The sequence below is a fragment of the Agrococcus casei LMG 22410 genome, from assembly GCF_900163565.1.
Lineage (GTDB): Bacteria > Actinomycetota > Actinomycetes > Actinomycetales > Microbacteriaceae > Agrococcus > Agrococcus casei.
In genome coordinates this window covers 1-24,659 of the sequence record NZ_FUHU01000043.1, presented here as the reverse complement: position 1 = coordinate 24,659, position 24,659 = coordinate 1, and the positions used below count along the sequence as shown (strand labels likewise).

General features: G+C 63.6%; 22 protein-coding genes. 17 read left to right on the top strand and 5 right to left on the bottom strand.

Annotated elements, in window-relative coordinates; translation table 11 throughout:
- The first annotated feature begins 213 nt into the window (after window positions 1-213).
- From CZ674_RS10580 to CZ674_RS10565, 4 genes are read left to right on the top strand one after another with little or no spacing between them, the layout of a single operon-like run.
- Window positions 214-1,425 carry a DUF6361 family protein gene (locus CZ674_RS10580; RefSeq protein WP_268802400.1) on the top strand — a complete coding sequence of 404 codons (1,212 nt, stop codon included), beginning with the start codon at window positions 214-216 and terminating at the stop codon, window positions 1,423-1,425.
- Window positions 1,418-3,199, top strand: coding sequence for a phospholipase D family protein (locus CZ674_RS10575; RefSeq protein WP_086992495.1), 1,782 nt, complete (start codon window positions 1,418-1,420; stop codon window positions 3,197-3,199). Before CZ674_RS10580 ends, CZ674_RS10575 begins: the two co-directional genes overlap by 8 nt.
- Window positions 3,196-6,351 carry a DEAD/DEAH box helicase gene (locus CZ674_RS10570; RefSeq protein ID WP_086992494.1) on the top strand — a complete coding sequence of 1,052 codons (3,156 nt, stop codon included), beginning with the start codon at window positions 3,196-3,198 and terminating at the stop codon, window positions 6,349-6,351. Before CZ674_RS10575 ends, CZ674_RS10570 begins: the two co-directional genes overlap by 4 nt.
- Entirely contained in the window at window positions 6,338-7,585 is a 1,248-nt protein-coding gene (locus CZ674_RS10565) for a hypothetical protein (protein ID WP_086992493.1), read from the top strand. The genes CZ674_RS10570 and CZ674_RS10565 overlap by 14 nt, the downstream gene beginning before the upstream one ends.
- Before the next feature lie 85 nt (window positions 7,586-7,670).
- Here the strand turns inward: CZ674_RS10565 and CZ674_RS10560 are convergent, their stop codons facing one another.
- Window positions 7,671-8,609, bottom strand: coding sequence for a LysR family transcriptional regulator (locus CZ674_RS10560; RefSeq protein WP_086992492.1), 939 nt, complete (start codon window positions 8,607-8,609; stop codon window positions 7,671-7,673).
- A 357-nt stretch (window positions 8,610-8,966) separates the two neighbouring features.
- Between CZ674_RS10560 and CZ674_RS10555 the strand changes: the two genes are divergently transcribed.
- Both CZ674_RS10555 and CZ674_RS10550 read left to right on the top strand, forming a co-directional pair.
- The gene (locus CZ674_RS10555) at window positions 8,967-9,686 is read left to right on the top strand and encodes an amino acid ABC transporter ATP-binding protein (RefSeq protein ID WP_086992491.1); all 720 of its coding nucleotides are present in this window, start codon (window positions 8,967-8,969) and stop codon (window positions 9,684-9,686) included.
- A 51-nt stretch (window positions 9,687-9,737) separates the two neighbouring features.
- Window positions 9,738-10,984, top strand: a protein-coding gene (locus tag CZ674_RS10550; RefSeq protein ID WP_086992490.1) for an IS3 family transposase whose coding sequence is annotated in 2 segments (ribosomal slippage) — window positions 9,738-10,047 and window positions 10,047-10,984 — 1,248 coding nt in all. Because the reading frame shifts where the segments join, the coding sequence is not laid out codon by codon here.
- Window positions 10,985-11,140: 156 nt separating this feature from the next.
- On the opposite strand, the gene CZ674_RS10545 is transcribed toward CZ674_RS10550, so the two are convergent.
- Entirely contained in the window at window positions 11,141-11,359 is a 219-nt protein-coding gene (locus tag CZ674_RS10545; RefSeq protein ID WP_086992489.1) for a hypothetical protein, read from the bottom strand.
- Window positions 11,360-11,408: 49 nt separating this feature from the next.
- Window positions 11,409-11,888, bottom strand: coding sequence for a MarR family winged helix-turn-helix transcriptional regulator (locus CZ674_RS10540; protein WP_086992488.1), 480 nt, complete (start codon window positions 11,886-11,888; stop codon window positions 11,409-11,411).
- A gap of 283 nt (window positions 11,889-12,171) precedes the next feature.
- On the opposite strand from CZ674_RS10540, the gene CZ674_RS10535 reads away from it, so the two are divergent.
- From CZ674_RS10535 to CZ674_RS10510, 6 genes are read left to right on the top strand one after another with little or no spacing between them, the layout of a single operon-like run.
- Entirely contained in the window at window positions 12,172-12,909 is a 738-nt protein-coding gene (locus CZ674_RS10535; protein ID WP_086992487.1) for an ATP-binding cassette domain-containing protein, read from the top strand.
- Window positions 12,906-13,598, top strand: a complete 693-nt coding sequence (locus tag CZ674_RS10530; RefSeq protein ID WP_086992486.1) for a methionine ABC transporter permease — start codon at window positions 12,906-12,908, stop codon at window positions 13,596-13,598. Before CZ674_RS10535 ends, CZ674_RS10530 begins: the two co-directional genes overlap by 4 nt.
- Window positions 13,599-13,653: 55 nt before the next feature.
- Entirely contained in the window at window positions 13,654-14,466 is an 813-nt protein-coding gene (locus CZ674_RS10525; protein WP_086992485.1) for a MetQ/NlpA family ABC transporter substrate-binding protein, read from the top strand.
- 36 nt (window positions 14,467-14,502) lie between these two features.
- Window positions 14,503-16,002 (top strand): class I adenylate-forming enzyme family protein, encoded by a 1,500-nt coding sequence (locus tag CZ674_RS10520; RefSeq protein WP_327078624.1) that lies wholly within the window; start codon window positions 14,503-14,505, stop codon window positions 16,000-16,002.
- On the top strand, window positions 15,999-17,252 hold the full coding sequence (locus CZ674_RS10515; RefSeq protein ID WP_086992483.1) for a beta-ketoacyl-[acyl-carrier-protein] synthase family protein: 1,254 nt from the start codon (window positions 15,999-16,001) through the stop codon (window positions 17,250-17,252). The genes CZ674_RS10520 and CZ674_RS10515 overlap by 4 nt, the downstream gene beginning before the upstream one ends.
- On the top strand, window positions 17,249-18,430 hold the full coding sequence (locus tag CZ674_RS10510) for an acyl-CoA dehydrogenase family protein (protein ID WP_086992482.1): 1,182 nt from the start codon (window positions 17,249-17,251) through the stop codon (window positions 18,428-18,430). Before CZ674_RS10515 ends, CZ674_RS10510 begins: the two co-directional genes overlap by 4 nt.
- 14 nt (window positions 18,431-18,444) lie before the next feature.
- Here CZ674_RS10510 and CZ674_RS10505 read toward each other — a convergent pair whose 3' ends face one another.
- Window positions 18,445-18,750, bottom strand: a complete 306-nt coding sequence (locus CZ674_RS10505) for a YbaK/EbsC family protein (protein ID WP_086992481.1) — start codon at window positions 18,748-18,750, stop codon at window positions 18,445-18,447.
- A 70-nt stretch (window positions 18,751-18,820) separates the two neighbouring features.
- Here CZ674_RS10505 and CZ674_RS10500 point away from each other — a divergent pair, with 70 nt between their 5' ends.
- Both CZ674_RS10500 and CZ674_RS10495 read left to right on the top strand, forming a co-directional pair.
- Window positions 18,821-20,089: a DUF6630 family protein gene (locus tag CZ674_RS10500; RefSeq protein ID WP_086992480.1), complete on the top strand. Its 1,269-nt coding sequence runs from the start codon at window positions 18,821-18,823 to the stop codon at window positions 20,087-20,089.
- Window positions 20,090-20,116: 27 nt separating this feature from the next.
- Window positions 20,117-20,938 (top strand): nitrilase-related carbon-nitrogen hydrolase, encoded by an 822-nt coding sequence (locus CZ674_RS10495; RefSeq protein ID WP_086992479.1) that lies wholly within the window; start codon window positions 20,117-20,119, stop codon window positions 20,936-20,938.
- Here the strand turns inward: CZ674_RS10495 and CZ674_RS10490 are convergent.
- Entirely contained in the window at window positions 20,853-21,812 is a 960-nt protein-coding gene (locus CZ674_RS10490; protein ID WP_159456965.1) for an Lrp/AsnC family transcriptional regulator, read from the bottom strand. The genes CZ674_RS10495 and CZ674_RS10490 overlap by 86 nt on opposite strands.
- Before the next feature lie 220 nt (window positions 21,813-22,032).
- Here CZ674_RS10490 and CZ674_RS14200 point away from each other — a divergent pair, with 220 nt between their 5' ends.
- From CZ674_RS14200 to CZ674_RS10480, 3 genes are all read left to right on the top strand, one after another.
- Window positions 22,033-22,203: a hypothetical protein gene (locus CZ674_RS14200; protein ID WP_159456964.1), complete on the top strand. Its 171-nt coding sequence runs from the start codon at window positions 22,033-22,035 to the stop codon at window positions 22,201-22,203.
- Window positions 22,200-23,660 (top strand): purine-cytosine permease family protein, encoded by a 1,461-nt coding sequence (locus CZ674_RS10485; RefSeq protein WP_234988556.1) that lies wholly within the window; start codon window positions 22,200-22,202, stop codon window positions 23,658-23,660. The genes CZ674_RS14200 and CZ674_RS10485 overlap by 4 nt, the downstream gene beginning before the upstream one ends.
- Window positions 23,657-24,659 (top strand): zinc-binding dehydrogenase (locus CZ674_RS10480; RefSeq protein WP_143244718.1); only part of this gene is annotated, 1,003 nt, incomplete at its 3' end. The genes CZ674_RS10485 and CZ674_RS10480, both read left to right, overlap by 4 nt.

The following is a 24,659-nucleotide window of genomic DNA, read 5'->3' as shown; positions in this document are numbered from 1 at the left end:
GGGCTTGTAACTCGTGTCGGGAAGTACTTTGACTAAAGGAGCGGGTGTTGGCAGTGGTGGCGCGACTACCCATCTGAAACATGCGATCTCTTTGTGCGAACCCCATAGCTATGCAGTGAATCGATCGTCGAAAAAAGGTGTGGTCGCGCCGGCTGATCGAACTAACTGCGATGCTGAGCATTCTGCTGTCACCGTGAAAGCGCCTGCTTAGCCATGACTTCAACTATCGCGTGGCTTGACGCATCGAGTGAAGAGCAACGTCGCATGCGCGACATCATTCGACTGTTTGCAGACCGCGACAGTCGAGACGAACTAGGGCTGGGCCAGGTGCGTGACGCCCTTGGCGACATCCTGTTCCCAGGGTCGTCGACCCTGCATACGCGCGCCCGCTATTTGCTATTCATTCCCTGGATCTATCAGGAAGCCGCGGCCCGCAACAAGAAACCGGGGTGGGCATCCGCTCAGGAACGCAAGCTGATATCTGCGATTCGCTCAAGTGAAGACTCCGGAGGTCTGCTCGGCTCCCGGGCCGGTCAAGCGCTGAAGACACTGCCGTCGTCGATCTATTGGGCAGCCCTCGGCACGTATGGCATCAGACTCGACAACACACTTACGAGAGAACTCGCCCTCGAGAGCTCTTCGAGTGACCGTGCAGCTGAACCGGGGGAGGGCGGGCGATTCTCGATCTGGTCGCCGACCATGCCCAAAGCGCCAGAGTCGTTTCCGGGCGAGGTTCCCGACGGGTTCGCGATGACTCACGACGAAGCTGCATGGCTCCGGGAACGGATGCTCACGGCTGCTCCAGACAGCCTCTTTGCTCACTTGCTCGAGCATCCGCCAGACTCCAGCAGCAAAAGCGCTTGGCTTGATTCTTCGGCATTGTCAGCGACCGGGAATGCGCGCCAGTGGTTGGATGACGCGCATAGATTCTCGTCAGTCATGCATGGCGCACAACTGCTCTACAACTTGTTGCTCGCAGAACTGCACCGGTCCGAGGGCTACAGAGACGACGACCAATACATCGATCGATACAGGGACTCGCTTGGGAAGTGGCAAGAGGGGCTTGCGGCCATAGATCTCGCCGAGGCGGGTGCTGTTCGTCAGATGCTCAATCGAATTCATGTGGACCGCGATCGGCCGATCCATCCGCGCTCCACAGCATTCATCACAGCTTGGTACGACATTGTGCGTGAACTTGGAAGTGGGCAGGTTGCTGATTCTCGCGGTGTGCGGGAGTTCGTCAGAAAGCGTGAGATCAGCCACAAGGGTAGTCTTTCGCGCCTGAAGAACCCCAAGCGTCTGCAGAACTGGGCCGGCGGTTCGGGTGCTGGTGCGCTGAACTACCGATGGTCGTATGTGCAGGGAACCATCGGTGACATATTCGACGGGCTTGCCCGTGGCCAGAGCGAGGTCGTCAATGCTTGACCCGCAGGATCGTCTCGCGCTCACCGAAGCGCTGGCGCCCCCAGCAGGATTCACGCTTGCTCATGGAGTCGGAACGACCTTTACCCTCGATCTTGAAACTGCGCTGACCGTGCCACTGGCCCTCGCTGCCAAGCGTGTGGAGTCCAGCGACGACGCTCTGAGCATTCTCGATGCGCTCCGACGAACAGAACAGCAGGTCGACATCTTCGCCCAGGCAGGGCAGATCAGCATGGGTCAGCACTCGAGCCTCGTTGCGCTGCTTGAGCGCTCTGTGCATCAGGTTGCTCAGCGACGCGGGCTGTTTCACCCAAAGGTATGGTTCTTGCGCTTCGAGTCAGACGATGGGGAGACACGTTTTCGATTCATCTGCTCGAGCCGCAACCTGACGCAGGATCGAAGCTGGGATGTCGTTGTTCAACTCGACGGGGCGCCCGGTGACGTTTCGGATGAGAGGGTGCGTGAGCAGAATCTGCCGATGGCTGATCTGCTGCGTCGGCTGCCGGATCTGATGATCCACTCACTGGAAGGGACGCGGCATGCGCGGCTGAACGAGCTTGCCGATCAGTGGGAACAGATCTTGTGGGAACTGCCGGATGGCGCGCGTGAACTTCGATTCCATGCGTACGGGCCGGGTGCGAATTCGACTATCGACACGAGTGGGACGCGATCGCTGATCGTGTCGCCATTTCTGTCTGACGATGGCCTGCGCTTGCTGCGCAAGGATTGTCGCCGCGAGACACACGTGATTTCGCGCCCAGAATCATTTGAGCGACTGCGGCCGGAGTCGTTGGGGGGACTGAGCAGCTACATCTTCGATGATGCGGCCAACCTTGAAGATGCAGATTCGGCCGTCTCAGAATGGCAAAGGAAACCGCTCGTTGGACTGCACGCGAAGGTGATCGTGCACGACCTGCCTCGCAAGCAGTCACGCGTGCTGTTGGGCTCGGCCAACGCAACTGGAGCAGCGTTTCGTGACAACACCGAGGTCATGGTCGAGTTGGTTGGGCCTGTGAAGCAGTTCGGCGTCAAGAGCACGCTTGAAGCCCTCGATCAGCTCAAAGAAGAGTACGCGCCAACCGGTGGCGAGACCTCGACAGAACAAGAGGAAGCCGAGCACCGGCTGGAGCAGATGCTCCGTGCGATCGCTGCTTCGCCCGTGCACATGAGACTGCGTGGGGAAGGTCCGTGTGATGTCTCGGTGTGGAGTGACAACGAGAGTGCGGATTCACCCGGCGTCACAATCGAATGGCAGATGCTGCGGGCCGCAAATGTCGTTGCAGGCGTGATTCCTGCCCGCGAAGAGGACGCCCATACCTTTGCTGAGGTTCCCCTTGAGCAGGTGACGCCGTTCATCCTGGTCACGGCCAAGAACGGTTCGGTCACTCGCCGGACGATTCTGCTCGCGAGACTCCTGGGCGATTTCGAGCGTCGACGCACGGCAGTCCTGAGCGAGCACATCACCGATCGGGCGTCATTCTTGCGGCTGCTGACGATGATGCTTGAGCTCGCCGGCTTCGGTACTGCAGCAGAAGCAGCAATTGGCGATGGAGTGTTCGGTCGCTTTGCAGCCGCTTCAGGTGAGAGTGCTGGCCTGATGGAGGCACTCGCAAAGGCTCTCGGTTATGGCACCGACGCGATTGCGGATGTGGAGCGAATCATCGAATACATCGCATCTGACGATCAGCAGGCAGCTGAGATTCTGCCCGAAGGGTTCGATGAACTCTGGTCTGCGGTGCGCGACGCTTACGCGATGACGAAGCGAGGCGGGGCATGACGACGACTGCTGAACGCGTCATGCGGGGGCTGAAGCAGTTTCAGCGTGACACCGTGCTGCACATCGCGCATCAGTTTTATGGTGAGGTCGCTGCGACTGCTGACGGGCGCACTGGCAGGTTTCTCGTGGCTGATGAGACCGGTCTCGGCAAGAGCGTGGTGGCTCGAGGCGTCATCGCTCATGCCATCGATGCGTTGCGCGCTGAACGGCCAGACAAGCCCATCAACGTCGTCTACATCTGCAGCAATCAAGACCTGGCCCGCCAAAACATTCGACGGCTCAATGTCAGCGACGATCGGCTGGCCGAGATCAACACACGGCTCACGATGCTGGCGACAGAAGGACGTGCTCTGACTCGAGGTCGTCAGACCGGAGCCGGCGAGCTCAATCTCGTCTCATTCACGCCGGGCACGTCGTTCTCTAATGGCGGCATGAGGCAGGGCAAAGGCAACGAGCGAGCACTGATCGCACTGCTGCTCGAGCGACTGCTGCAGCCCAGCCCTGATGACTGGACGCGCATCCTGCGACTGCTTCGCGGTTGGATCGACAACGTCGGTCGATTCCGTGATCGTCACGTTGCAAACCTTCGCGCTGACCTTGAAGAACATGGGATTGACCCGCAGATTGAGGAGTCCTTCGGACGAATTGCCGACGAGACCGGAGCACTCGGGAGGTTCACGGCGCTGGTGTCGCGGATAGACCTGGCTCAATCGCAGGAGCTTCCAGACGACATCTGGCATGCGGTGCAGGACTCGATTGCCGAGCTCCGGCACGCGCTCGCGAAAGCTGGAGTGGAGACGCTTCGCCCCGACCTGATCATTCTCGACGAGTTTCAGCGATTCAGGCATCTGCTGGATTCGACTCAGGACAGCGAAGCTGCCGAGCTGGCCCAGCACCTGTTTCAGCGTGGCGACGCTCGCGTTCTCTTGCTCTCAGCGACGCCCTACAAGCCGTTCACGCGAGGCGATGAGGAGGGCGATCACTACAAAGATTTTCTTTCGGTGGTTCGATTCCTTGCCGGGGGAGCTCCTGGCGCAGAACTGCCAGTGCGCAATGCCTTGGAGGAGTATCGCAGGGCGCTGACGCGCGATGGAGACGTGGCTTCAGCGGCGAAGGCTGTGCGAGACAGGCTGCTGCCGTTCATGACGCGGGCAGAACGACCTGAGGTCGTAGAGGGCGAAAGCCTCGTGCAGGAGCGACCATTGGCCGTCAAGTCTCCGACTTCGGATGACCTGCTCGGTTGGGTGGGACTGCGCAAGCTTGCCGATGCTGTTGATTCGCCACTAGAGCTTGATCGGTGGAAGTCGGTGCCGTACTTCGCCAACTACATGGATGGCTACAAGCTCGGACAGGATGTGACAGAACGGCTGGAACAGGATGCGGCGAGCATTGAGCAGCTGCTCGCGCAGACTCAGTCGCTGCCGTGTGATGTGCAGGAGCCCGGCGCTTCCGTCGATGCTGGCAACGCGAAGCTGCGCGCCTTCATTGAAGCGACGGTGGGGCAAGGCTGGTGGCGGGCGATCTGGGTGCCGCCCTCGATGCCGTACCTCGAGCCTGGCGCGAACTACGCGCCCTTGCACGAGCACGGAATGACGAAGCAGGTTGTCTTCTCATCGTGGTCGGCAGTGCCAACATCGGTTGCGGCTCTGGTGAGTCGCGAAGCCATGCGCATGCGAGTCACGCGCAAGGGCGGTGCTGCCGCCGACAACGAATCGACTCTGCACGGTCTCGAATACAAGATGGCTGCCACCGGTGCACCTCAGTCGATGTCAGCGCTGACTCTCTTCTGGCCGCATCCGGGGATCGCTGATCTTGGGGATCCGGTACGGGCAGCACGACGCCAGGGCAGCCGCGTATCGTCTGACGCTCTGTTGCAGGCCATTCGCCAGTCGCTTCCTGTAGAGGACGCCGGCGAAGCATGGCATGCGTTCTTCGGAGCGCCCGGGGCTCTGCCCTCTGAGCTGAAGAACACGAAAATGGCACTGCTCACACTCGGCGATGGCCGACCCAAGTGGAAGTCAGCGCTTCAGCAGCATATGACGGAAGCCATCGCCATGGCGCGGAAGTCTGGGGCCGCCGCCAAGAGCTCTCACCGGTGGTTGCCCGACCTTGCAGCATTCTCGCCAGGCAACTCTGCCTATCGTGCACTTCGGACCATTGCCGGCCCGCACGTTTCGAACAGCGAGCTGTGGGGAGCTGCATTTGTGCTGGCTCAGGGGCTTCGCACTCTGTTCAATCGCGGTGAGACCGTGGTGCTGCTGAACACACTCGATGAGGCCGCTGGACTCGAGGATCGGCCGTACTGGCAGAAGGTGCTGTCATACAGCGCCGATGGAAACCTGCAGGCAGTGCTGGATGAGTACCTGTTTCAGCTGCACAAAGACCGAGGCGGTCATGAACTCGATGGAGCGGCCCTCATGACAGTTGCTGAGCAAGCCAGCGAAGTGCTGGGGCTGCAGCGCGTCAACTACCGCGGACGGGGTGTCGATGCCGAGCGAACGCCTATCGACATCGGCGCGCGTTGGGCGCTTCGATACGGCGACGCTAACGTTCGCTCCACGTCAGACTCTGGAGAACAGCGTCAAGCCAACGTGCGCGCGGCTTTCAACAGCCCCTTTGCCCCGTTCGTGCTCACTTCGACAAGTGCAGGGCAGGAGGGCATCGACTTTCACTGGTGGAGCCATGCTGTCGTGCACTGGAACTTGCCGTCGAGCCCTATTGACTTCGAGCAGCGCGAAGGTCGAGTGAATCGCTTTGCTGGTCATGCGATTCGCAAGAACGTCGCTGAACAGCATTGGGCGGATGTGCTGTCGTGTGACGAAGTCAGCCCTTGGGAGGCAGCGTTCGGCGCTGCCGTTGAAGCCAGCCGTGGGAAGGGCGACTTTGCGCCGTGGTGGATGTACCCGGGGTCTTCACGCATTCATCGGGTGCTCACGAACTTCCCGCTGAGCATCGACGAGTCGCGATATGCGCAGCTCAAGCGTGATTTGGTGCTGTATCGGCTGACGCTCGGACAGCCGCGACAAGAGGACATGCTTGAGCTGCTCGCAGCCAGGGGAGTGACGGGTCATGAAGTTCCATCGATCGACCTGAGCGCACCGCGAAATTGGCTAGGATCCAGAGCAGGAGAGGACGTCCATGAGCAACCCTGAATCGCATGACAATGATGTTGCAGCCACCGAGTCGCAGACCGCAGCGGAGGTCGCGGTCCGCCGGTTCCATGGCGGTGATGCAGAGATCGCACTCCTCGAGTTTCAGGGTGAGTTGAAGGATCAGATTGTCGCCAATCTGCATGGCGGATTCCTCTCGACTGAGACCCACGCTTCGGGTGCTCGAGCGGTCTCGCCACAGAGCATGAAGTCGCTCGTGGTTTCTGGGTCGGCTGCTGGCGCAACCGCGCTTTCTGCGGGACTCTCGTCGACCCTGTTTGTTGCGACGGCCAATCCGTCCACGTTGATGCAGATCGGAGCCGGTTTCGGCAGCGCGCAGGTGGGAGCCGGAGGCATCCTCGCGCAGGCGCCGTTCATTCCCGTTGCCAGTTCGTTGCCGGTCGTCGCGCCGATGCTTGCCGTTCAGGCGATCTCGACCGCCATTATTCTCAAAGAGTTTGAGAAGGTCGACCAGAAGCTTGACGTCATCAAGGGTGCTGTTGACACCGCGATCGCACGGTTCGAGGCGACGCACGCAGGGCAGCTGCTCGCCGCATCCGCCATTGTTGACGAGATTCACCAGCAGTACGAGCTCTCTGGAGCCTTCTCGAACGACATGCTGATTCGACTGTCGCTTGCAGAGCGTGACGTGTTTCAGCTTGCGGAGCGCTTCCGGCACCTTGCGCTCACGAGCCAGATTCCGACCTCGATGGATGACCCCGGCCACGTGCAGCGGGCGAACTATGACGCCCACAGCGCCATGCTGTCGTCATTCTTGAGCCTGCGTATCGCTCATCTGCGCCTATGCGTCGACATGCAGGAGAATCCGAAGTCGGTCGAAGCATCGGTAGAGCGTCTCACGAAGAAGATTCGCGAGGATTCCCAGTTCTGGGAGTACCTGCTGCAGCGGTCAGAGTCACTTCGCGACGAGATCACAATTCGCGAAGAGAAGCTGAGCGACATGAACTGGGCTGAACGTGCGCTGCCCGGCTTCGCCGGCGGTCGAGGCACTGCAACGCAGCGCGAGATTGAGGCGCTGAAGGCTGCGTATGTTTCGACTCTGGAGAGCGAGAACGCCATCATGAAAGGCTTCACTTCGCTCATCGAGACCGCCAAAGAGACGCTTGTGGTTCTGGAGAATCCGAAGAAGAACCTCGAGTCGGCACCCACGCTTGTGTACTGGCAGGACGAGACTGGCGAGCACTCGTTTGCGACGGATCGGTTGCAGCTGAGCTGAGGCCTTGGGGGTTTCGTGACGGCGCTTCGCGCCTCCTCAACCTCCGGTGGGTGATCGGGGTTTCGTGACGGCGCTTCGCGCCTCCTCAACCTCCGAGGGGTGGCTGCGCGGCTCCTCGACCAGCGTGGGACGGGGGAGTGGCTTCCGCACGGCTCTCAGCAACGGCAGCTCGAATCGCATCGTGGCAGGCCGCCACGATGGGCGAGTGCTCCGAGCCTCGACGGATGAGCGTGACGATGCGGCGATGCATCGTGTCGGGCAGCTCGTCGATGACACGAATCTTGCAGGTGGGCACCGGCGTCACGCTGGCCGGCAGGAAAGCCGCCGCCATGCCCTGCTCGAGGAGGCTCCTGTGCAGGTAGGGATCGGGGGAGACGAAGTTGATGTTGGGCTCGAAGCCCGCGGTCCTGCAGACCTCGAGCGCCCAGCGGCCCGCATCAGCGGTGCTCGGCTCCATCGCCCACGGTGCTTCTTCGAGCGATGCAAACTGTTCAGGCACGTAGGCGCGGATGGATTCCCTGGCGATCACTGACTGCAGCACGCCCGGGCGCGGCTTGAGCGCGTATCCGGGGTACTCGTCTGACACCGCGATGTCGGCACGACGGGCGAGCAGTTCGGCGATCGCGTCGTCGGGCTCGAGTTGCGTGAACTTGATCGTCACATCAGGCGCGATCTCGCGCAGGTGACGAGAGACCGATGCCATGAGGCCGACGGCAAACGAGTGGAACGCGACGAGCCTGATCGTGCCGACGAGGCCGGTGCTGCGCGCCTCGTCGAGATCGATTTCGGCAAGCTCGAGCGCCTCGAGCACCGTCTCTGTGTGCGCGATGAGTCGATAGGCGGCTCCGGTCAGTCGCACGCCTCGTCCCTCAGCCAGCAGCAGGGGAGTGCCGACCTCTGTCTCGAGCCTCTGAAGGCGTTGCGAGATGTTCGAAGTGCTGACTTTGAGTGCTCTCGCGGCGGCAGTGAGACTGCCTTGCAGCGCGACTTCTCGAAGCAGCACAAGCTTCGAAACGTCAAGCATGCAACCCCAATCGTTAATGCACAGTGAATGATATCAATCTGGGCAGATCACTGAAATTTCGCGGGCCCCGCTAGTAGCGTCGGTGACACCGAAGCCGAGTTGAGGAATTTTGATCAGAGTGATGGTTGCGACGATGCAGAAGGCCCAATGTGGCACACAGACGCTGCTCCGTCGTGCCCCTTTCAGCAGCGTTCACTCTTCTGGTGCGACCGCATCCGTCTCCTCCTTCTTCGCAATACACCTTGCCCGCGTGTACAGACGCACGCGTTGAACCACGCCGCCGCAGTGCTGCCGATGAGGGTGCGCTGAGAGCGGTTGAAAGCCCGAGAACAACCATGAAGCCAGGAGCACGAATCGATGACTGACCACACCACTGTGCAGCCGAAGGTTGCGCTCGACAACGTCTATAAGGCGTATGGAGACAACGTCGTGCTCGACGACGTCTCGCTGCACGTCGCAGAGGGCGAAGTCGTAGCGATCATCGGCCCGTCGGGTGCTGGCAAGAGCACCTTCCTGCGCTGCACGAACCTGCTCGAGCAGCCCGACTCGGGTGTGATCCGCATCGGCACCCACACGATCGACTCGAGCCAGAAGCACACGTCCCGCGAGCTCGAAGAGCTGCGACGCACTGCCGGCATGGTGTTTCAGTCATTCAACCTCTTTCCGCACCTGACAGCCCTCGAGAACGTCTCGCTCGCACAACGTCGGGCGCTCGGGCGCTCGAAATCCGAGGCCGACGAACGGTCGCGCGCTTTGATCGACCGCGTGGGGCTCTCCGACAAGTACGACTCACACCCGGCTCGTCTCTCAGGTGGCCAGCAGCAGCGTGTGGCGATCGCCCGCGCCCTCGCCATGGACCCTGAGGTGATGCTCTTTGACGAGCCCACATCCGCTCTCGACCCTGAAGTCGGCCTCGAGGTCCTCGCCGTCATGCAGGAACTCGCTGAAGAGGGCATGACCATGATGGTCGTCACACACGAGATGGAGTTCGCACGCAGTGTCGGCGACCGCCTCGTCGTGATGGCAGATGGCGGCATCATCGAAGAGGGCGAGCCCAACAGGGCGCTTGACCCCTGATCTTGGACACGCTGATTCCAGCACGTTGCTGGGGAAGCGAGAATCCAAGGGATGGCAAGGAAGAACTACACGGACGAGTTCCGGCAGCGGGCGGTGGACTTGTTCGCGTCCACGCCGGGTGCGACGTTGAAGGGCATCGCGGCGGATCTGGGGATCTCCCGCGGTGCGCTGCGGGAGTGGGTCGAGAAGCACGGCTCGGGGAGCACGACCACCGGCACAGCGTCGACGCCCGCGCCGGCGCGGGCGGAGTCACAGGCGGCGAAGGTCCTCCGGCTGGAGGCCGAGAACGCGAGGCTGGAAGCGGAGAAGCTGAAGCTTCAGACGGAGCGGGACATCCTTCGTCAGGCGGCGAAGTATTTCGCCGGGGAGACGAACTGGTGAACCGCTTCCAGTTCGTTGAGGATCACAAGGACGCCTACGGCGTGAAGCGGTTGTGTGAGGTCATTCAGATCGCGAGGTCGTCGTTCTACGCCTGGCTGGCGGCGGCCCCGGGACGGGCCGCGAGGGCCGCCGCAGACGCCGCGCTGGCGGCGCGAATCCGTGTGCTGCAGGACCCCGCGCAGGGTGGCGATCGCGCCTATGGGGCGCCGCGGATCACCGCCGACCTCAACGACGGCGTCGCGGCGGCCGGGCGGGTGAATCACAAGCGGGTCGCCCGGGTGATGCGGGAACACCAGCTCGCGGGGATCCGGCTGCGTCGACGGGTGAGGACCACGATCCCGGACCAGTCCGGACGCCGCTTCCCCGACCTGATCGAGCGGGACTTCTCCATTGGTGAGCCGAACCGCCGATACGTGGGCGATATCACCTACCTCCCGATCGCGGACGGGTCGAACCTGTATCTCGCGACCTGCATCGACCTCGGGTCACGGAAGCTCGCGGGTTGGCAGGTCGCCGACCACATGCGCGTAGGGCTCGTCGAAGACGCCCTGCGCGCTGCGGCCCGTGACCGCGGGACGCTGGCCGGCGCGATCTTCCACAGCGACCACGGCAGCGTCTACGCCTCGAAGGCCTACGCAGCCCTCTGCGAGCAGCTCAACATCGTCCAGTCCATGGGTGCGGTGGGCACGAGCGCCGACAACTCACTCGCGGAGAGCTTCAACGCCACACTCAAGCGGGAGCTCCTCGAAGGGCAGGCGGCGTTCCCGGACCAGGCCACCGCCTACCGGGCCGTGTTCCGATGGGCGAACCGCTACAACACCCGCAGGCGCCACTCCGCGATCGGCCAGATCACCCCGAACAACTACAAGACCGCCTACGCGGAGACCACGTCCGCTACCCTCGCGGAAGCGGCATAACCGAACCGACACCGTGTCCACGATCGAGGGTCAAGGCCCAGGCCTTGCAGATCATGGATGCGCAGATCAGGTGGGTGCTGTCAGGCAAGCGAGCCGCGTCAGCGAAATCGCCGATGCGAGACGCGCTGCTGATGCGCTACGTGCGGTTCTGAGCGACTACTTCTTCGAGAAGTGGCCGATGACGTTCATCGGGATGAAGAACGCAGCCGAGAAGACGAAGATGCCGAGCACGAAGGTGATCGCCTTGAGCTCTTCAGGTGCACCCGTTGCGAGGCCGAGCAGGTAGATGCCGCCGACGAGCAGCACGAAACCGAGAACAATGCCGATGAGCGATGCGAAACCGCTGCTCTCGTGCTCCTGACGCTGCTTTGCCATGGTGTGCCCTCTCATCGGATCTGCTTGGTGGGATGCATCGCCCAGCCTATCAAGCGACAGCAGGTGTGCGGGCAGCCTTGGCAGTCTTCTCCTGCAGGCGCATCAGCGTCTTGTGCAGAACGCTGAGCTCTTCAGTCGTGATGTCGAACTGCGCCTTCACTTCGTCATTGACGTGGCGTGCACGCTCCTTGAGGGCACGGCCCTCGTCAGTCAGCGCGATTGCGAGCGCACGCTCGTCTGATGTGTTGCGCGGACGCGTGACGTAGCCGGCCAGCTCGAGTCGCTTGACCAGCGGCGACAGCGTGCCCGGGTCGAGGCGCAGGCGGTCGCTGAGGGCCCTGATCGACATCGGCTCGCCCTCCCACAGGGTCAGCATCACGAGGTACTGCGGATGCGTCAGCTTGAGGGGCTCAAGCAGCGGCTTGTATGCCGCAATCACGGTTCGAGATGTCAGCGTGATGGCAAAGCACACCTGATTCTCGAGCAGCAGGGAGTCCTGTTGCTCCGAAAGGGTGGTGTTCTGGGGCACCGTTTCTCCTAGTTTTTGAATGACACTCAAGGGCAGCCGTTGTCATCATATGCACGCCAAGCAGTTTCTTGCCGATGGTTGGTGCACAATCCACACGTTTTGCGTGTTTTCTGGCAGAAAAAGCGCGAGAAGTGCATCGAGCTCGATATCACCCGACGCAACTTCATGTTGCCATGACAAGTGTCCAAGTTGCTGTTCGGCTGCTGCGCAGCGAATGCGGTGCGAATATTGTTTGCAGGCGCTAAGCTTGACCGCGGTATATATACAGGGTCTAGGAGACTAAGTGGCAAAGCCAGGTCACGCAGCAGTTCTGCGAGACGTCACCGTGCGCTACAAGGCGACAACAGCACTGCAGTCGATTGACCTCTCGATCGAGCACGGCGAGATCGTCGGCATCGTCGGCGAATCCGGCGCCGGCAAGTCGACCATGCTGCGACTCCTCGACGCGACCGAACAGCCGACAGAGGGCACCGTGCTGCTCGACGGCGTCGACCCCGCAACGCTCGGCGAACGAGGCAGGCGGCGCATCCGTCACCGCATCGGCATGGTGTTCCAGGGCTTCAATCTGCTTTCGAACCGCACCGTCGAGCAGAACATCGAACTGCCATTGCGGCTGCAGCGACGCCGCGACCCCGAACTCGTCGCCAAGTTGATCGACTACGTCGGGCTCGCAGACCGTGCCAAGCACTATCCCGCACAGCTCTCGGGCGGACAGAAGCAGAGGGTGGCCATCGCCCGCGCCCTCATCACCCAGCCGACGCTGCTGCTGGCAGACGAGCCCACATCCGCCCTCGACGAGCGCACGACCGCCGGCATCCTCAGCCTGCTCGAGCGAACCCGCCGTGACTTCGGCACCACGATCGTGCTGGTCACCCACGAGCTCGCAGCCGTCAAGGCCGTCTGCGACCGCGCAGTGATCCTCGAGCGCGGCGAGCTGCGCGACATCGTGCAGGTCGTGCACGGCGAGACGCAGCAGGGCGCGAGCTACCTCGACCGCGCCAAGCAGGTGCTCGAGTCATGAACTTCGTGAAAGACCTGTTCGACGAGATCGTCGAAGCGCTGCAGCGAAACGGCGGCGCCATCGTCGAGGCCCTCGGCGAGACCGGCTACATGCTGGGCTTCTCGCTGCTGGCCGCAGTGCTGATCGGCCTGCCCGTCGGCGTCACCATCTTCGTCACCCGACCCGGCGGCGTGCGGCCCATGCCGTGGCTGTTCCAGCTCTCGAACCTCTACGTCACGGTCGTGCGGTCGTTTCCGTTCCTGCTGTTCGTGGTGTTCCTGATTCCGCTGACGCGTGCGGTCTACGGCACGAGCTTCGGCACGGCAGCCGCGACCTTCCCCATGTGCTTCGTCGCAGTCGCCCTGTATGCGCGCCTCGCCGAGCAGATCCTGCTCGAGATTCCCCAGGGCATCCTGCAGGCCGCCCGATCGATGGGCGCCAGCACGCTGCAGACCGTGTGGATGTACCTGCTGGTCGAATCGCGCTCGGGCCTTGTCTATGCACTGACGTCGGCTGCGATCAGCCTCATCTCGTATTCGACGGTGCTCGGCGTCGTCGGCGGTGGCGGACTCGGCGACTTCGCCATGCGCTACGGCTACCAGGAGTACGACTACGTGCTCATGTACACGACCGTGATCATCGTGGTCGTGCTCGTGCAGCTCATGCAGGTCGGGGGCCACAGGCTCTCGAAGGCACTCGACAGACGCTAGACCCCACACGCGATAGACCCGGCCGGCAATGCGGCCACCAGAAAGGAAGACCCCAATGAAGCTTCGACTCCTCGCAGGAGCCACTGCGATCACGCTCGCAGCACTGACAGTCGGATGCGCGACTGGCGGCGAAGAAGGCGCTGACGGCACCGAGGGCGGCGTCGAGACGCTGCAGGTTGCCGTCACCGTGCCTCCCATGTCGACACTGACCGAAGTCGCCGCCGAAGAGATCGCAGACGGCTACGAGATCGAGCCGGTCGAGGTCAGCGACTACGTGCAGCCGAACGTGCTGCTCAACAACCAGGAGATCGACGCGAACTTCGTGCAGCACGAGGACTTCCTCGAGGACTACAACGAAGAGAACGGCGGCAACCTCGTGCTCGTGCAGCCGATCTACGTCGTCGTCGTCGCGTTCTACTCGCGCGAATACGCGTCGATCGAAGAGCTGCCCGACGGTGCAAGCATCGTGATCTCCAACGACTCGTCGAACGGCGGACGCGCGCTGCAGATGCTCGCTGACGCAGGCCTCATCACGCTTGACCCTGAGGTCGAGCAGTACACGGCGACGCAGCAGGACATCATCGAGAACCCGCACGACTTCGAGATCACCGAGGTCGGTCTGCCGCAGCTCAACACCGCATACGAAGAGGCCGACATGGTCTTCAACGTGCCGTCGTACGCCAGGCAGATGGATCTTCGCCCCTACGAAGACGGTCTGCTCGTCGAAGACGACACGCGCTTCGCGGTGGGCCTCGCTGTGCACAAGGACGACGTCGACAGCCCTGCGACGCAGGCGCTGATCGACGCATACACGAGCGACGCTGTGCGCGCCATGCTCGAAGAGGTCGAAGAGCCCGCAGCCTTCTAGGCTGAGAGCAATCAAGAGGGGAGGGCGCTCGTGCCGATGACGAAGGCTGTGCTTCGCACGGCAGCTGAGCGCCCTGACCTCGTGGCCGTTGCGGGCGGCGGCGATCAGCTGACGTATTCCGAGCTGGCCGAGACGTCCCGCCGAACGATCGCCGCTGTCGACGCTCTGCATGCCGCACAGGCGCATCCGCCCGCTGCTGCTCCCGAGACCGGCGGCATTCCCGTGACGGCCGTCAGCATCGATTCGGCATTCCACGCAGCGCGCATCGTGGCGTCGCTTGCGGGCTACCGCGCAGTGAGTGCCGTGATCGACCCGCGCTGGCCGCTCGAGCACCGCATTCGGGTGATCGAGTCGACCGGAATCGGCCTGGTCGTGAGCGATTCGGCCGAGCTCGCACCGGCTCTGCAGCAGCGCGGATGGGGCGGCACAGTGATCTCGCTGGCCGACTTCGTGGGTGCTGAAGGGTCTGCTGCGGCAGCCACCGCGCCGACTGTGCGCGACGGTGACGAAGCCTTCCTGATGCTGTTCTCGTCGGGCACCACGAGCGACCCGAAGGCGTTTCTGAAGACCCGAGCGCAGTACCGGGCCAACGTCGCAGTGTCGAGCGCCTATCTCGAGCCGCTGCCGGGTGTGGCCACACTCGCACCCGGCCCGCTGTCATACAGCCTCACCCTCTATGCCGTGATCGAGTGCCTGGCAACCGGCGGCACAGTGCATGTTGCAGACCGCTTCGACGCAATCGATGCCGGGCGGCGCATCGAACGCGAGAGCATCACGCGCATCGTTGCCGTGCCGGCGATTCTGCAGGCGCTCGCGGTCGCAGCACGACGCAGCCCGGAGCGATTCGCATCGCTGTCGGTGCTGGTGACTGGCGGAGCAAACCTGCCGGCATCCATCAGGCAGGCGGCCGCTGAGACCATACCCGACGCACGCCTCATCAGCTACTACGGAGCAGCCGAGATCGGCTTCATCGGCGACAGCCGCGACGGCGACGGCACGAGCATCGGCGTCTACGAGGGCATCGCGGTCGAGGTGCGCGATGACGCAGGGGCGGCGGTTGCCGACGGCGAACTCGGCGAGCTCTGGGTGCTGGCTGACGCCTGCTCAGACGGCTACCTCTCGGGCACGACCGACGAGGTCCTGCAGGGCGAAGGCGGATGGGCGACCGTGCACGATCAGGCGCGCGTGGTCGACGGGCGACTCGAGCTGGTCGGCCGCGCCGGAGATATCGCCATCACCGGCGGTCACAAGGTGGCTTTGACTGAGGTCGAGCGCGTGTTCGAGGGCGTCGCCGGAGTCGATGCCGCTTGTGCCGTCGCACTGCCAGATCGGGCGCTCGGCTCAGCCGTGGCACTCGTGATCGAAGGCTCAGCGACCAAGCCATCGCTGCAGGCAGTGGCTGCTGAGAGGCTTGCTCCGCAGTTTGTTCCGCTGCGCTGGTATCGCGTGTCAGAGCTCGCGCGTACCGTTGGAGGAAAGGTTCGCAGGCATGCCGTCGCTGCGCTTGTGGCCGACGGGGGAGGGGAGCGACTGTGACACGACAGGTGGTGATCACCGGTCTCGGTGCTGTGACTCCCAGCGGGCTCACGGCCGATGCGCTGTGGCAGTCGGTTGTCGAGGGGCGCAGCGCGATTCGCGTGCTCGAAGGCGATGCGTTCGCACAGCTGCCGGTGCGCATCGGCGGCCAGGTGCGCGGATTCGACACCGAGACGATTCTCGACCGCACGCTCGCCAAGCGTGTGAGCCCGGTGCAGCACTGGGCCATTGCGGCTGCCGACGAAGCACTCGGCCACGCTGGCGTTGCCTCTCGAGCACTGCCCTGGAACCCCGATCGCGTCTCGGTGATCGCCGCAACCGGCTCGGGTCCCGTCGACGCGATGCAGCAGGCCACGCGTGCCTACGACTCCCGCGGTGCACGGGGAGTGCCGCTGACGCTGTCGATGCACGGAGCCCCCGACTCGGCCGCAGCGCTGCTGAGCCAGCGCCACGGCATCCGCGGTGCTGCTCAGGCAGTCTCGGCAACGTGCGCCAGTGGCGCAGTCGCACTCGGAGAGGGGATGCGCCGCATCCGCCACGGGTACGCAGACGCCGTGCTCGTGGTCGGCATGGAAGACTGCCTCGGCCCCGTGCACCTCTCGTCGAACGCCAACATGCGTGCGCTCGCGGCGGGCTATGAAGAGCAGCCAGAGGCCGCGAGCATGCCCTTTGATCGCAATCGATCCGGCTTCGTGATGTCGCAGGGTGCCGCGGCAGTGCTGCTCGAGTCTGATGACGCTGCCGCAGCACGAGGCGCTGAGACGCTAGCCGTGCTCTCGGGCTTCGGGTCATCGAGTGACGCACACCACCCGACCGCACCGCATCCCGAGGGCCGCGGAGCAGCACAGGCGGTTCGCGAGGGCCTGGCCGACGCCGGCATGACTGCCGACGACGTAGGCCACATCAACGCCCATGGCACCTCGACGCCCGCTGGCGATGCCGCTGAGGCGAAGGCGCTCGCGGCAGTGTTCGGCGAGCGGCTCGCTGCTGTGCCGATCACCGCGACCAAGTCGTCGACAGGGCATCTGCTCGGGGCATCTGGCGTCGTCGAAGCGGTCATCGCGGTGCAGTCGCTGCGCACCGGGCTGCTGCCGCCGACCCTCAACCTCGACTTGCCTGAGTTCGACCTCGACTTCATCTCTGGCACCGCCCGCAAGCAGCAGGTCGACACCGTGTTGTCGACGTCGTTCGGCTTCGGAGGCCACAACGCAGCGCTGCTGCTCACCCACGCACAGAAAGGTTCACTATGACTGACGCCGTCGATCGAGAGACCCGCCACCGCGAGCTTGCCGAGCAGTATCTGCCCGACGACCTGCTCGAGAGATTCCGCGAGCGTGCCGCTGTGTACGACCGCGACAACGCGTTCTTCACAGAAGACCTCGAAGAACTGCGTGAGCGCGGCTATCTGCTGGCATTCGTGCCGACTGAGTTCGGCGGCGGAGGGCTGAATCTGCAGCAGGTCTCGAAGCTGCAGCAGCGGCTCGCGACCGCAGCGCCCGGCACTGCGCTCGCGATCAACATGCACCTGCTCTGCACGGGCGTCGTGCGCGGCATGTTCGATCGCGGCGACACTTCGCTGGGCTACATCTTCGAAGAGGCAGCAGCGGGCGAGATCTTCGCATTCGGCATCAGCGAGCCCTCGAATGACTGGGTGCTGCAGGGCTCGAACTCGAAGGCAGTGCCGCAAGACGACGGGTCATACCTGCTGACGGGCACCAAGATCTTCACGTCGCTGTCACCGGTCTGGACCCGCCTCATCACGCACGGCCTCGACGAGACCGACCCCGAGAATCCGACCCTCGTGTTCGGCTTCGTCGAGCGTGAGGCCGAAGGCGTGACGGTCTCTGACTCGTGGGACGTCGTCGGCATGCGCCCGTCGCACAGCCGCGCCACGCGTCTCGACAACGTGCGGATGCGGCCCGATCGTGTTGCCCGCCGGATTCCGGCCGGCCGCCACCCCGATCTGCTGACGTTCTCGATCACGTGCAACTTCCAGCTGCTGGTCGCATCGGTCTATGCAGGAGTCGCCAAGCGCGCACTCGAGCTCGGTGCTGCCGGCCTGAAGGCTCGCAAGTCAGCGAAGGCGGGTGCTTCGTTCGCCGAGGTTCCCGAGGCGCGTGTTCGGCTGGCGGATGCCCACATGCAGTACCTGGCAGTGCCGGCCCAGCTCGACTCGATCTGCCGCGACTTCGACGAGGTGATCGACCACGGAGCCGAATGGTCGCCCCGCATCGTCGCTGCGCGCATCCATGCTTCGACGACCGCCAGGCGCACGGCTGAGGCTGCGCTGGCGTGCTCAGGCGGCAGCGGATTCTCGAACAGCCACGAGATGAGCCGCATCTTCCGCGATGCGACTGCGGGGCTGTTCCACCCGCCGAGCGAAGACGCTGCTCGCCCGATGTTCGCGGCTGCGCTGCTCGACGACTGAGCTGACCGTGACGGTCAGTCGGCGGCTACCGCGATGACGGTGCCGTCAGTGAGCTGCACGAGCTGCTCGAACGTGAGCGGCATGACGGTGTTGGGGGTGCCAGCCGCTGCCCACAGCGTCTCGTAGTCGCGCAACGCTGCATCGATGACCGTGCGCACAGGAGCCGGGTGGCCGATGGGTGCGACGCCGCCGATCGCCTGGCCAGTGAACTCGCGAACCTGCTTGGCCGATGCCATCGCGACAGCTGCAGTGCTCTCGTGACCAGCAGCGGGCCTTGCGTCGATCTGGCTGCGCTCGGGAAGCGGGGTGGTGTTGGTCATCGTTGCCCTCCAATTACACTCGAGACTACTGGCGCGCGCTGGCCGCGGTGCTGCAGTGACAGGAGCTCACATGACCCAGCCGCACGGATACCCTCCCAGCCATGCAGAATGGCATGAGGCAATGATGAACGGCCTACAGGTCGATGTGCCGGTCGATCAGCAGCGGTTGCAGAGCAAGCTGCGAGGAAACACGTTCGGATTCGCGGCAACACTGGTCGTGGCAGCGGCATGCTCGGTGCTGCTCGTCTGGATCATCTTCACTGAGTTCGGTCGCACGTTCACGTACGTGCTGCTCGGCATCCTGATCGGGTTGCTGCTGCTCATGGCGCTGTACATTCGGCGGATCAGATCGCGGCTGGCTGCAGCGCGAGCCAACCCGACCTACATCTCGGTGTCTCGCGAGGGACTGCGGATCGCCGGCAGCGTGTGGGTTCCGTGGAGCGATAGCGTCGGAGTGCTCGCAGGTGACCTTCGCAACGTCTATGTTCCGGCTCGGCAGCGGATCGCGCAGGCTCTGCACGAACTGGTCGGATCCTCACAGGCCATGCTGGTCGTCGGCCTCATTGAAGAGCGGCCTCGTTCGCTCCGCAGCGAATCCGCCCCGAAGCTGAAGCGCTTGTTCGAAGTGATCTCCGACACTGGCGGGCTCCGCGTGCCGCTGTCGGCAGTGCTCAGCGAGGATGACACCGTCATGGCACTCGTCGCTGTACCCGCAGCCGCCCGTGCCGCCGGGCTCGAAGCGATCTGGAGCGCCGACAAGGCAGAGATCGGAACAGCCACCATGTCGCTGTTCATGAGCAGGCCCATCAGCGCACAGATGACGATCCTCAGCGCCTTCGAAGAGGGGCTGCAAGAGGCGCAGGACGAGCAGTTCATCGACAGGCTCGCAGAGGCCGTGCTGAACGAAGAGGGCAGAAGAGTGCTCGCGGATGCGCGAGAGCGGTTCGGCGACAACGCTGACGACGGGCAGCTGCTGCTCGACGCAGGTGCGCATCCGAGTCCCGAGACGATCGGCTGGTGCGATGCCGGCGGTGAAGACGACCCGGGTCAGGTGTTCGCGAGTGTGATTCGGGCATGCGAGAACCTCGGTCTGCCTGCACCCCACCTGCACGACGGCATCGAGGCGCAGAGCACCGATCCCGTGGGCAGGCTGCTGCAGCAGGCCGACGCCGGTCTGCACCAAGTGGGGCTGAGACTGCTGATGCTCGACCCCGACTCTGACATGTACCATTTCGCACCGGTCACGGCCGAGCAGCACGAGAAGCTTGTCGGCACTGAGGCAGGCGGCCTCGGCCTTCGATCGGTGGCTGAAATGGTCGGCGGGCCCGACACGCTCTAGGCTCTGGTCGGGAAGAGGAGCGAAATCATGAAGATCGCACTGCTGCAGGCAGACGCCATCACGGCCGACATCGACGCCAACCTTGAGACGATCCGTCAGGGCGCGATCAAGGCAGAGGCTGACGGCGCAGCACTGCTGCTGACACCGGAGCTCTTCGTCTCGGGCTACGCACCGGTCGAGCTGCGCAGCTGGCTCGCCGCAGGAGGCGACAGTGAGACCGAGCAGAAGCTGCAGGCTCTCGCGAGCGACACCGAGATCGCGATCGCCGCAAGCTTTCCGCTGCTGCGCGAAGACGGAACAGCCACAATCTCAGCGGGTCTCTGGGCTCACGACGGCAGCGAGGTGCTGCGCTACGACAAAGTGCACCTCTGGGGCGAGGACGAGAAGGCGACATTCGTCGCGGCGTCAGACGCACCCGAGATCGCCGAGTGGAACGGCTGGAATGTCGCATTCCAGATCTGCTACGACATCGAGTTCGCTGAGCCGACTCGGATGCTCGCAAGCCACGGCGCCAACCTCGTGCTCGTGCCGACCGCCATCGACGACGATGCGCACTACGTGTCTGATCTGATCGTTCCGACGAGAGCTGCCGAGAACGGCATCGTCGTCGCCTATGCAGACCATGCACGGCCAGAGACGGACCCCGAGCGCTTCACGGGTCGCAGCGTCGTCGCCTCCTGGGACGGTTCGGTGCTCGGCAAGGCGGCCGATGCGCCCGAGCTGCTGATGGTCGACCTGCCTGAGCCCGCGAGCGTGCCTGGCCTCAGCTCGAACTATCTGCGCGACCGCCGCGCCGACGTGTACGCGGCGTGGCGCGAATCCGATCTCCCTCGCCGTACTGCTCCTTGAGAATTCGCAGGTTCGACCACGTCTCGAACGCGGCGACTTCGTCGAGTTCGCGCAACCGGTCGGTCACTGCGATGAGCTCTTCGTAGCTGTCTGCAGTGAGCGTCGCGATCATGTCGTAGTCGCCGATCGTGACAGCGAGAAACTCGGGGTTCAGTTCGCGAACGCGCTCAAGAGTTCGCTCGAGCGAATGGCGAGCCTGAATGCCCACCCCCAGCGACGGAAAATCAGTCTTGTTGCGACGTGACGGAATCCCGACGACCTTCACTGCATCGTTTGCGGTCAGCCGCTCGAATCGGAGCCGCGCACCACTCGGCGAGATTCCGGCAGCAACACCGAGCTCGCGGAACGATGCCCGACCATCCTGTTGCAGGTGCTGCACAATCGCACGGTCGGCCTCGTCGATGACGAAGCCGCCCTGGCCAGTGCGCAGCGGTGAGTAGAGGTTGATCTCAATGCTCTCGTAGAGGTGCATCGTGAGCGACTGCACACCCGGCAGTGCTCGAATCTCGTCGACAGCATTTCGGAGGTGCGGGTCGGCGCCCACGCGGATCTCGGCGTCGATCGAGTATCGGCCGGTGATGTCGGCCACGAAGGTCGTCTCGGGCATCGCGAGCAGTGCGGCGCGCACAGGCTCCATGATGCCGTCGACCGTGAGCTTGAGATAGGCGAAGCGCTCAAGGCCCAGCAGGTCTGAGCTGATCGATGTCGTGATGCGCAGCTCGCCCAGCTGCAGCGCCTCTTGCACGACCTGGGTCACGATGCGTCTGGTGATGCCGAGTCTGGTTGCAATTGCCGAGTAGCTCTCGCGGGCGTTCTCGCGCAGTTCGCGCAGGATTCGGCTGCGAAGCTCGTCTGTCTCACTGTGTGGCTGCATGGCTCTCCGAAACTCGATCCAATCGAATGTGCAGAAACACATCATCCGATACCAGTGTAGTGCGGTTTAATCATGAGATGCACTTCTTCTGCACAGAAAGTTGGCACACTGGATACAGCTATGCGGATCTGCATTCACGAGCCTGCACGTGCGCCTAGGCTGTGGGACAGTTTCGGCCGTCTGAAGCCGCAGCAGTTCGGATGCACAAGGAGGTCTGTCCATGAGTCAGAACACGGAGCTCGATCAAGAGCTCGAACGCCGTCTCGTCGAGATCGAGGCGGAAGAGGCCAATGATGCCATTCATGCAGCACTCGGCGGGCGCACCATCGCGGTGTTCCTGGCGGCCGTCGCCGTCATCGCTGGCGCATCATGGGCGGTGTCGGCACTGTGAGCGCATCGAAGAAGAGCGTAGAAGCCGCCGTCGCCGAAGAGGCGACCTACGGCGCACTCCCGCTCACCAAGAAGGAGCGAGTCTGGGGTGCCGGTGACTTCAGCTGGGTGACCATCAGCCTCGCGATCGCCACTTGGGCGTTCCTGACGGGCGGGTCGACGGTGCTGCTGGTCGGATTCACCGACGGCATCGCCACAATGCTCATCGGCAACAGCATCGGCCTCGCCATCATGGCATTCGGCAGCGTCGTGCTCAGCCAGCGCATCGGCGTCGAGCAGTACCGGGCACTCAAGTCTGTGTTCGGCATCGTGGGCGTCGGCATCGTCGTGTTCACAATCGTGCTGCTGACCGAGATGGGGTGGACCTCGCTGCTCGGTGTGCTGTTCGGGCGAGCGTTCACCGAGATCTCGAACCAGGCATTCGGCACCGGCTTCGACACCTACGGCCCCATCGTCACAGTGTTCGCACTACTGGCGATCCTGATCGGCTGGATCGTGCTCTCGCGCGGTCCCGTCACGATCAGCAAGCTCAACCGCTTCGTCGCACCAGGCCTCATCGTCGTCGTCGGCTTCATGATGGTCATGCTCATGTCGCAGAACTCGTGGGCAGACCTGCTCGCAGCGCCTCCGGTCGCACCGTTCGAAGACGAGCAGCTCAACTTCATGATGGCCGTCGAGTTCAACCTCGGCGCTGGACTCTCGTGGTGGCCCGTCATGGGCACCCTCGCCAGGCTGACCCGCGGTCCTCGCGCCGCAGTGTGGGCTTCGTGGGGCGGGCTGTTCATCGGCACCGTGCTGGCGCAGATCGTCGGCATGGCCGCAGGCCTCATGCTCGGCGACCCCGACCCGACCGTGTGGATGGTGCCGCTGGGCGGACCGATCCTCGGCATACTGACACTGCTGTTCGTCGGCTTCGCCAATGTGACGAGCATGGCCTCGATCGCATACTCGACCGTGCTGGCGGTGAAGCAGACAAGCGGAAGGGCACTGGCGAAGGTCAAGTGGAAGCACATCTGCGCCGGGTTCCTGGTGCTGCCGGCGATCCTGAGCTTCTTCCCGGCGTTCATGTACGAGCAGTTCATGACCTTCGTGCTGCTCTCGGGAGCCTTCATTGCGGCGCTCTGCGGCGTGATCATCGCTGACTACTTCATCCTGCGCAAGCAGCGCGTGCCGCTGCGCGCGCTCTACACCGAGGGCAAGGACGACCCGATGCGCTTCACCGGCGGTGTCAATATCGCGGCGCTCGTGTCGGTGGCTGTATCGGCAGCGTTCTACCTCTGGATCTACAACCCGATCACGCTCGAGACCCTGCCGCTGTTCCAGTACACGACGGCCACGCTGCCCGCGACAGCCCTCGCCATGGTGCTGTACCTCGTGCTCAACTGGCTGCTCTATGTTCGCCGCGGCGATGGGGCCTACGGCGTGCCCGACATGTTCGCCGCGGCCGGAAGGAAATGACTGTGTCCACAACCGTGCGCGCTGCTGTCTTCCGCGGGAATGACGGCGACCGGCTTGCCATCGAGCAGCTCCAGCTTGCAGAGCCCGAGACCGGCGAAGTGCGCATCAGCGTGCGGGCCGCGGGTGTCTGCGGCTCGGATCGCCACGTGATCGACGGTGAATGGCAGGTTCCGCTCCCTGCGGTCATGGGACACGAGGCAGCGGGAGTCGTGGATGCGGTGGGCGTCGGAGTGCAGAGCCTTGCGGTGGGCGATCACGTCGTGGTCGCATGGCACCAGGGGTGTCAGCGCTGTGGCGACTGTGTCAGCGGCAAGCCATGGGCGTGCTCTCGTGCGAAGTCGAACGACTCGCTGCTGCCGGACGGCACCACACGCTGGTCGACTGCGGATGGCTCGCCCGCCTATCCGTATCTCGCAGTCGGTGCGATGAGCGAGGCGATCGTGGTGCCGGAGTTCGCGGCCATTCGCATCGACGAGCGAGTGCCGTTCGACGTCGCCAGTCTGATCGGATGCTCGGTCGGCACCGCGTACGGCGCGGTCGTCAACAACGCGAGTGTCGTCGCTGGCGAGGCTGCTGTCGTGGTCGGAGCGGGCGGCGTGGGCACGTCGATCATCCATGCGCTGAAGCTCGCAGGAGCGAATCCGATCATCGCGCTCGACATCTCAGATGAGAAGCGCGCGCTGGCACTCGGGGCGGGTGCGACGCATGCGCTCGAGAGCGGCGCTGATGCGGCTGAGCAGATCGCAGCGCTCACCGACGGCGGAGCCGATGTCGCATTCGAGGCGATCGGCCGGTCGCGGACCATGGCACAGCTGCCCTCGCTGGTTCGTGCAGGCGGCCGCGTGGTGTTCGTCGGCCTGCCGAAGGAAGGCGACACGGTGGAGCTCGATGGGCTTGCGCTCGCCTATGACGGCAAGACTGTAATCGGCTCGAACTACGGAGCATGGGCTGTGTCAAGTTTTGTAGACGGTCTCTTTGTGGATCAGGCCGCGGTTGCGG

Coding starts and splice junctions, on each gene's coding strand:
- CZ674_RS10555 (WP_086992491.1), top strand. CDS start 8,967: ATGACTGACCACACCACTGTGCAGCCGAAGGTTGCGCTCGACAACGTC.
- CZ674_RS10500 (WP_086992480.1), top strand. CDS start 18,821: ATGACCCAGCCGCACGGATACCCTCCCAGCCATGCAGAATGGCATGAG.
- CZ674_RS10560 (WP_086992492.1), bottom strand. CDS start 8,609: ATGCTTGACGTTTCGAAGCTTGTGCTGCTTCGAGAAGTCGCGCTGCAA.
- CZ674_RS10520 (WP_327078624.1), top strand. CDS start 14,503: ATGACGAAGGCTGTGCTTCGCACGGCAGCTGAGCGCCCTGACCTCGTG.
- CZ674_RS10565 (WP_086992493.1), top strand. CDS start 6,338: ATGAGCAACCCTGAATCGCATGACAATGATGTTGCAGCCACCGAGTCG.
- CZ674_RS10525 (WP_086992485.1), top strand. CDS start 13,654: ATGAAGCTTCGACTCCTCGCAGGAGCCACTGCGATCACGCTCGCAGCA.
- CZ674_RS10505 (WP_086992481.1), bottom strand. CDS start 18,750: ATGACCAACACCACCCCGCTTCCCGAGCGCAGCCAGATCGACGCAAGG.
- CZ674_RS10510 (WP_086992482.1), top strand. CDS start 17,249: ATGACTGACGCCGTCGATCGAGAGACCCGCCACCGCGAGCTTGCCGAG.
- CZ674_RS10490 (WP_159456965.1), bottom strand. CDS start 21,812: ATGCAGCCACACAGTGAGACAGACGAGCTTCGCAGCCGAATCCTGCGC.
- CZ674_RS10580 (WP_268802400.1), top strand. CDS start 214: ATGACTTCAACTATCGCGTGGCTTGACGCATCGAGTGAAGAGCAACGT.
- CZ674_RS10530 (WP_086992486.1), top strand. CDS start 12,906: ATGAACTTCGTGAAAGACCTGTTCGACGAGATCGTCGAAGCGCTGCAG.
- CZ674_RS10495 (WP_086992479.1), top strand. CDS start 20,117: ATGAAGATCGCACTGCTGCAGGCAGACGCCATCACGGCCGACATCGAC.
- CZ674_RS14200 (WP_159456964.1), top strand. CDS start 22,033: ATGAGTCAGAACACGGAGCTCGATCAAGAGCTCGAACGCCGTCTCGTC.
- CZ674_RS10570 (WP_086992494.1), top strand. CDS start 3,196: ATGACGACGACTGCTGAACGCGTCATGCGGGGGCTGAAGCAGTTTCAG.
- CZ674_RS10545 (WP_086992489.1), bottom strand. CDS start 11,359: ATGGCAAAGCAGCGTCAGGAGCACGAGAGCAGCGGTTTCGCATCGCTC.
- CZ674_RS10575 (WP_086992495.1), top strand. CDS start 1,418: ATGCTTGACCCGCAGGATCGTCTCGCGCTCACCGAAGCGCTGGCGCCC.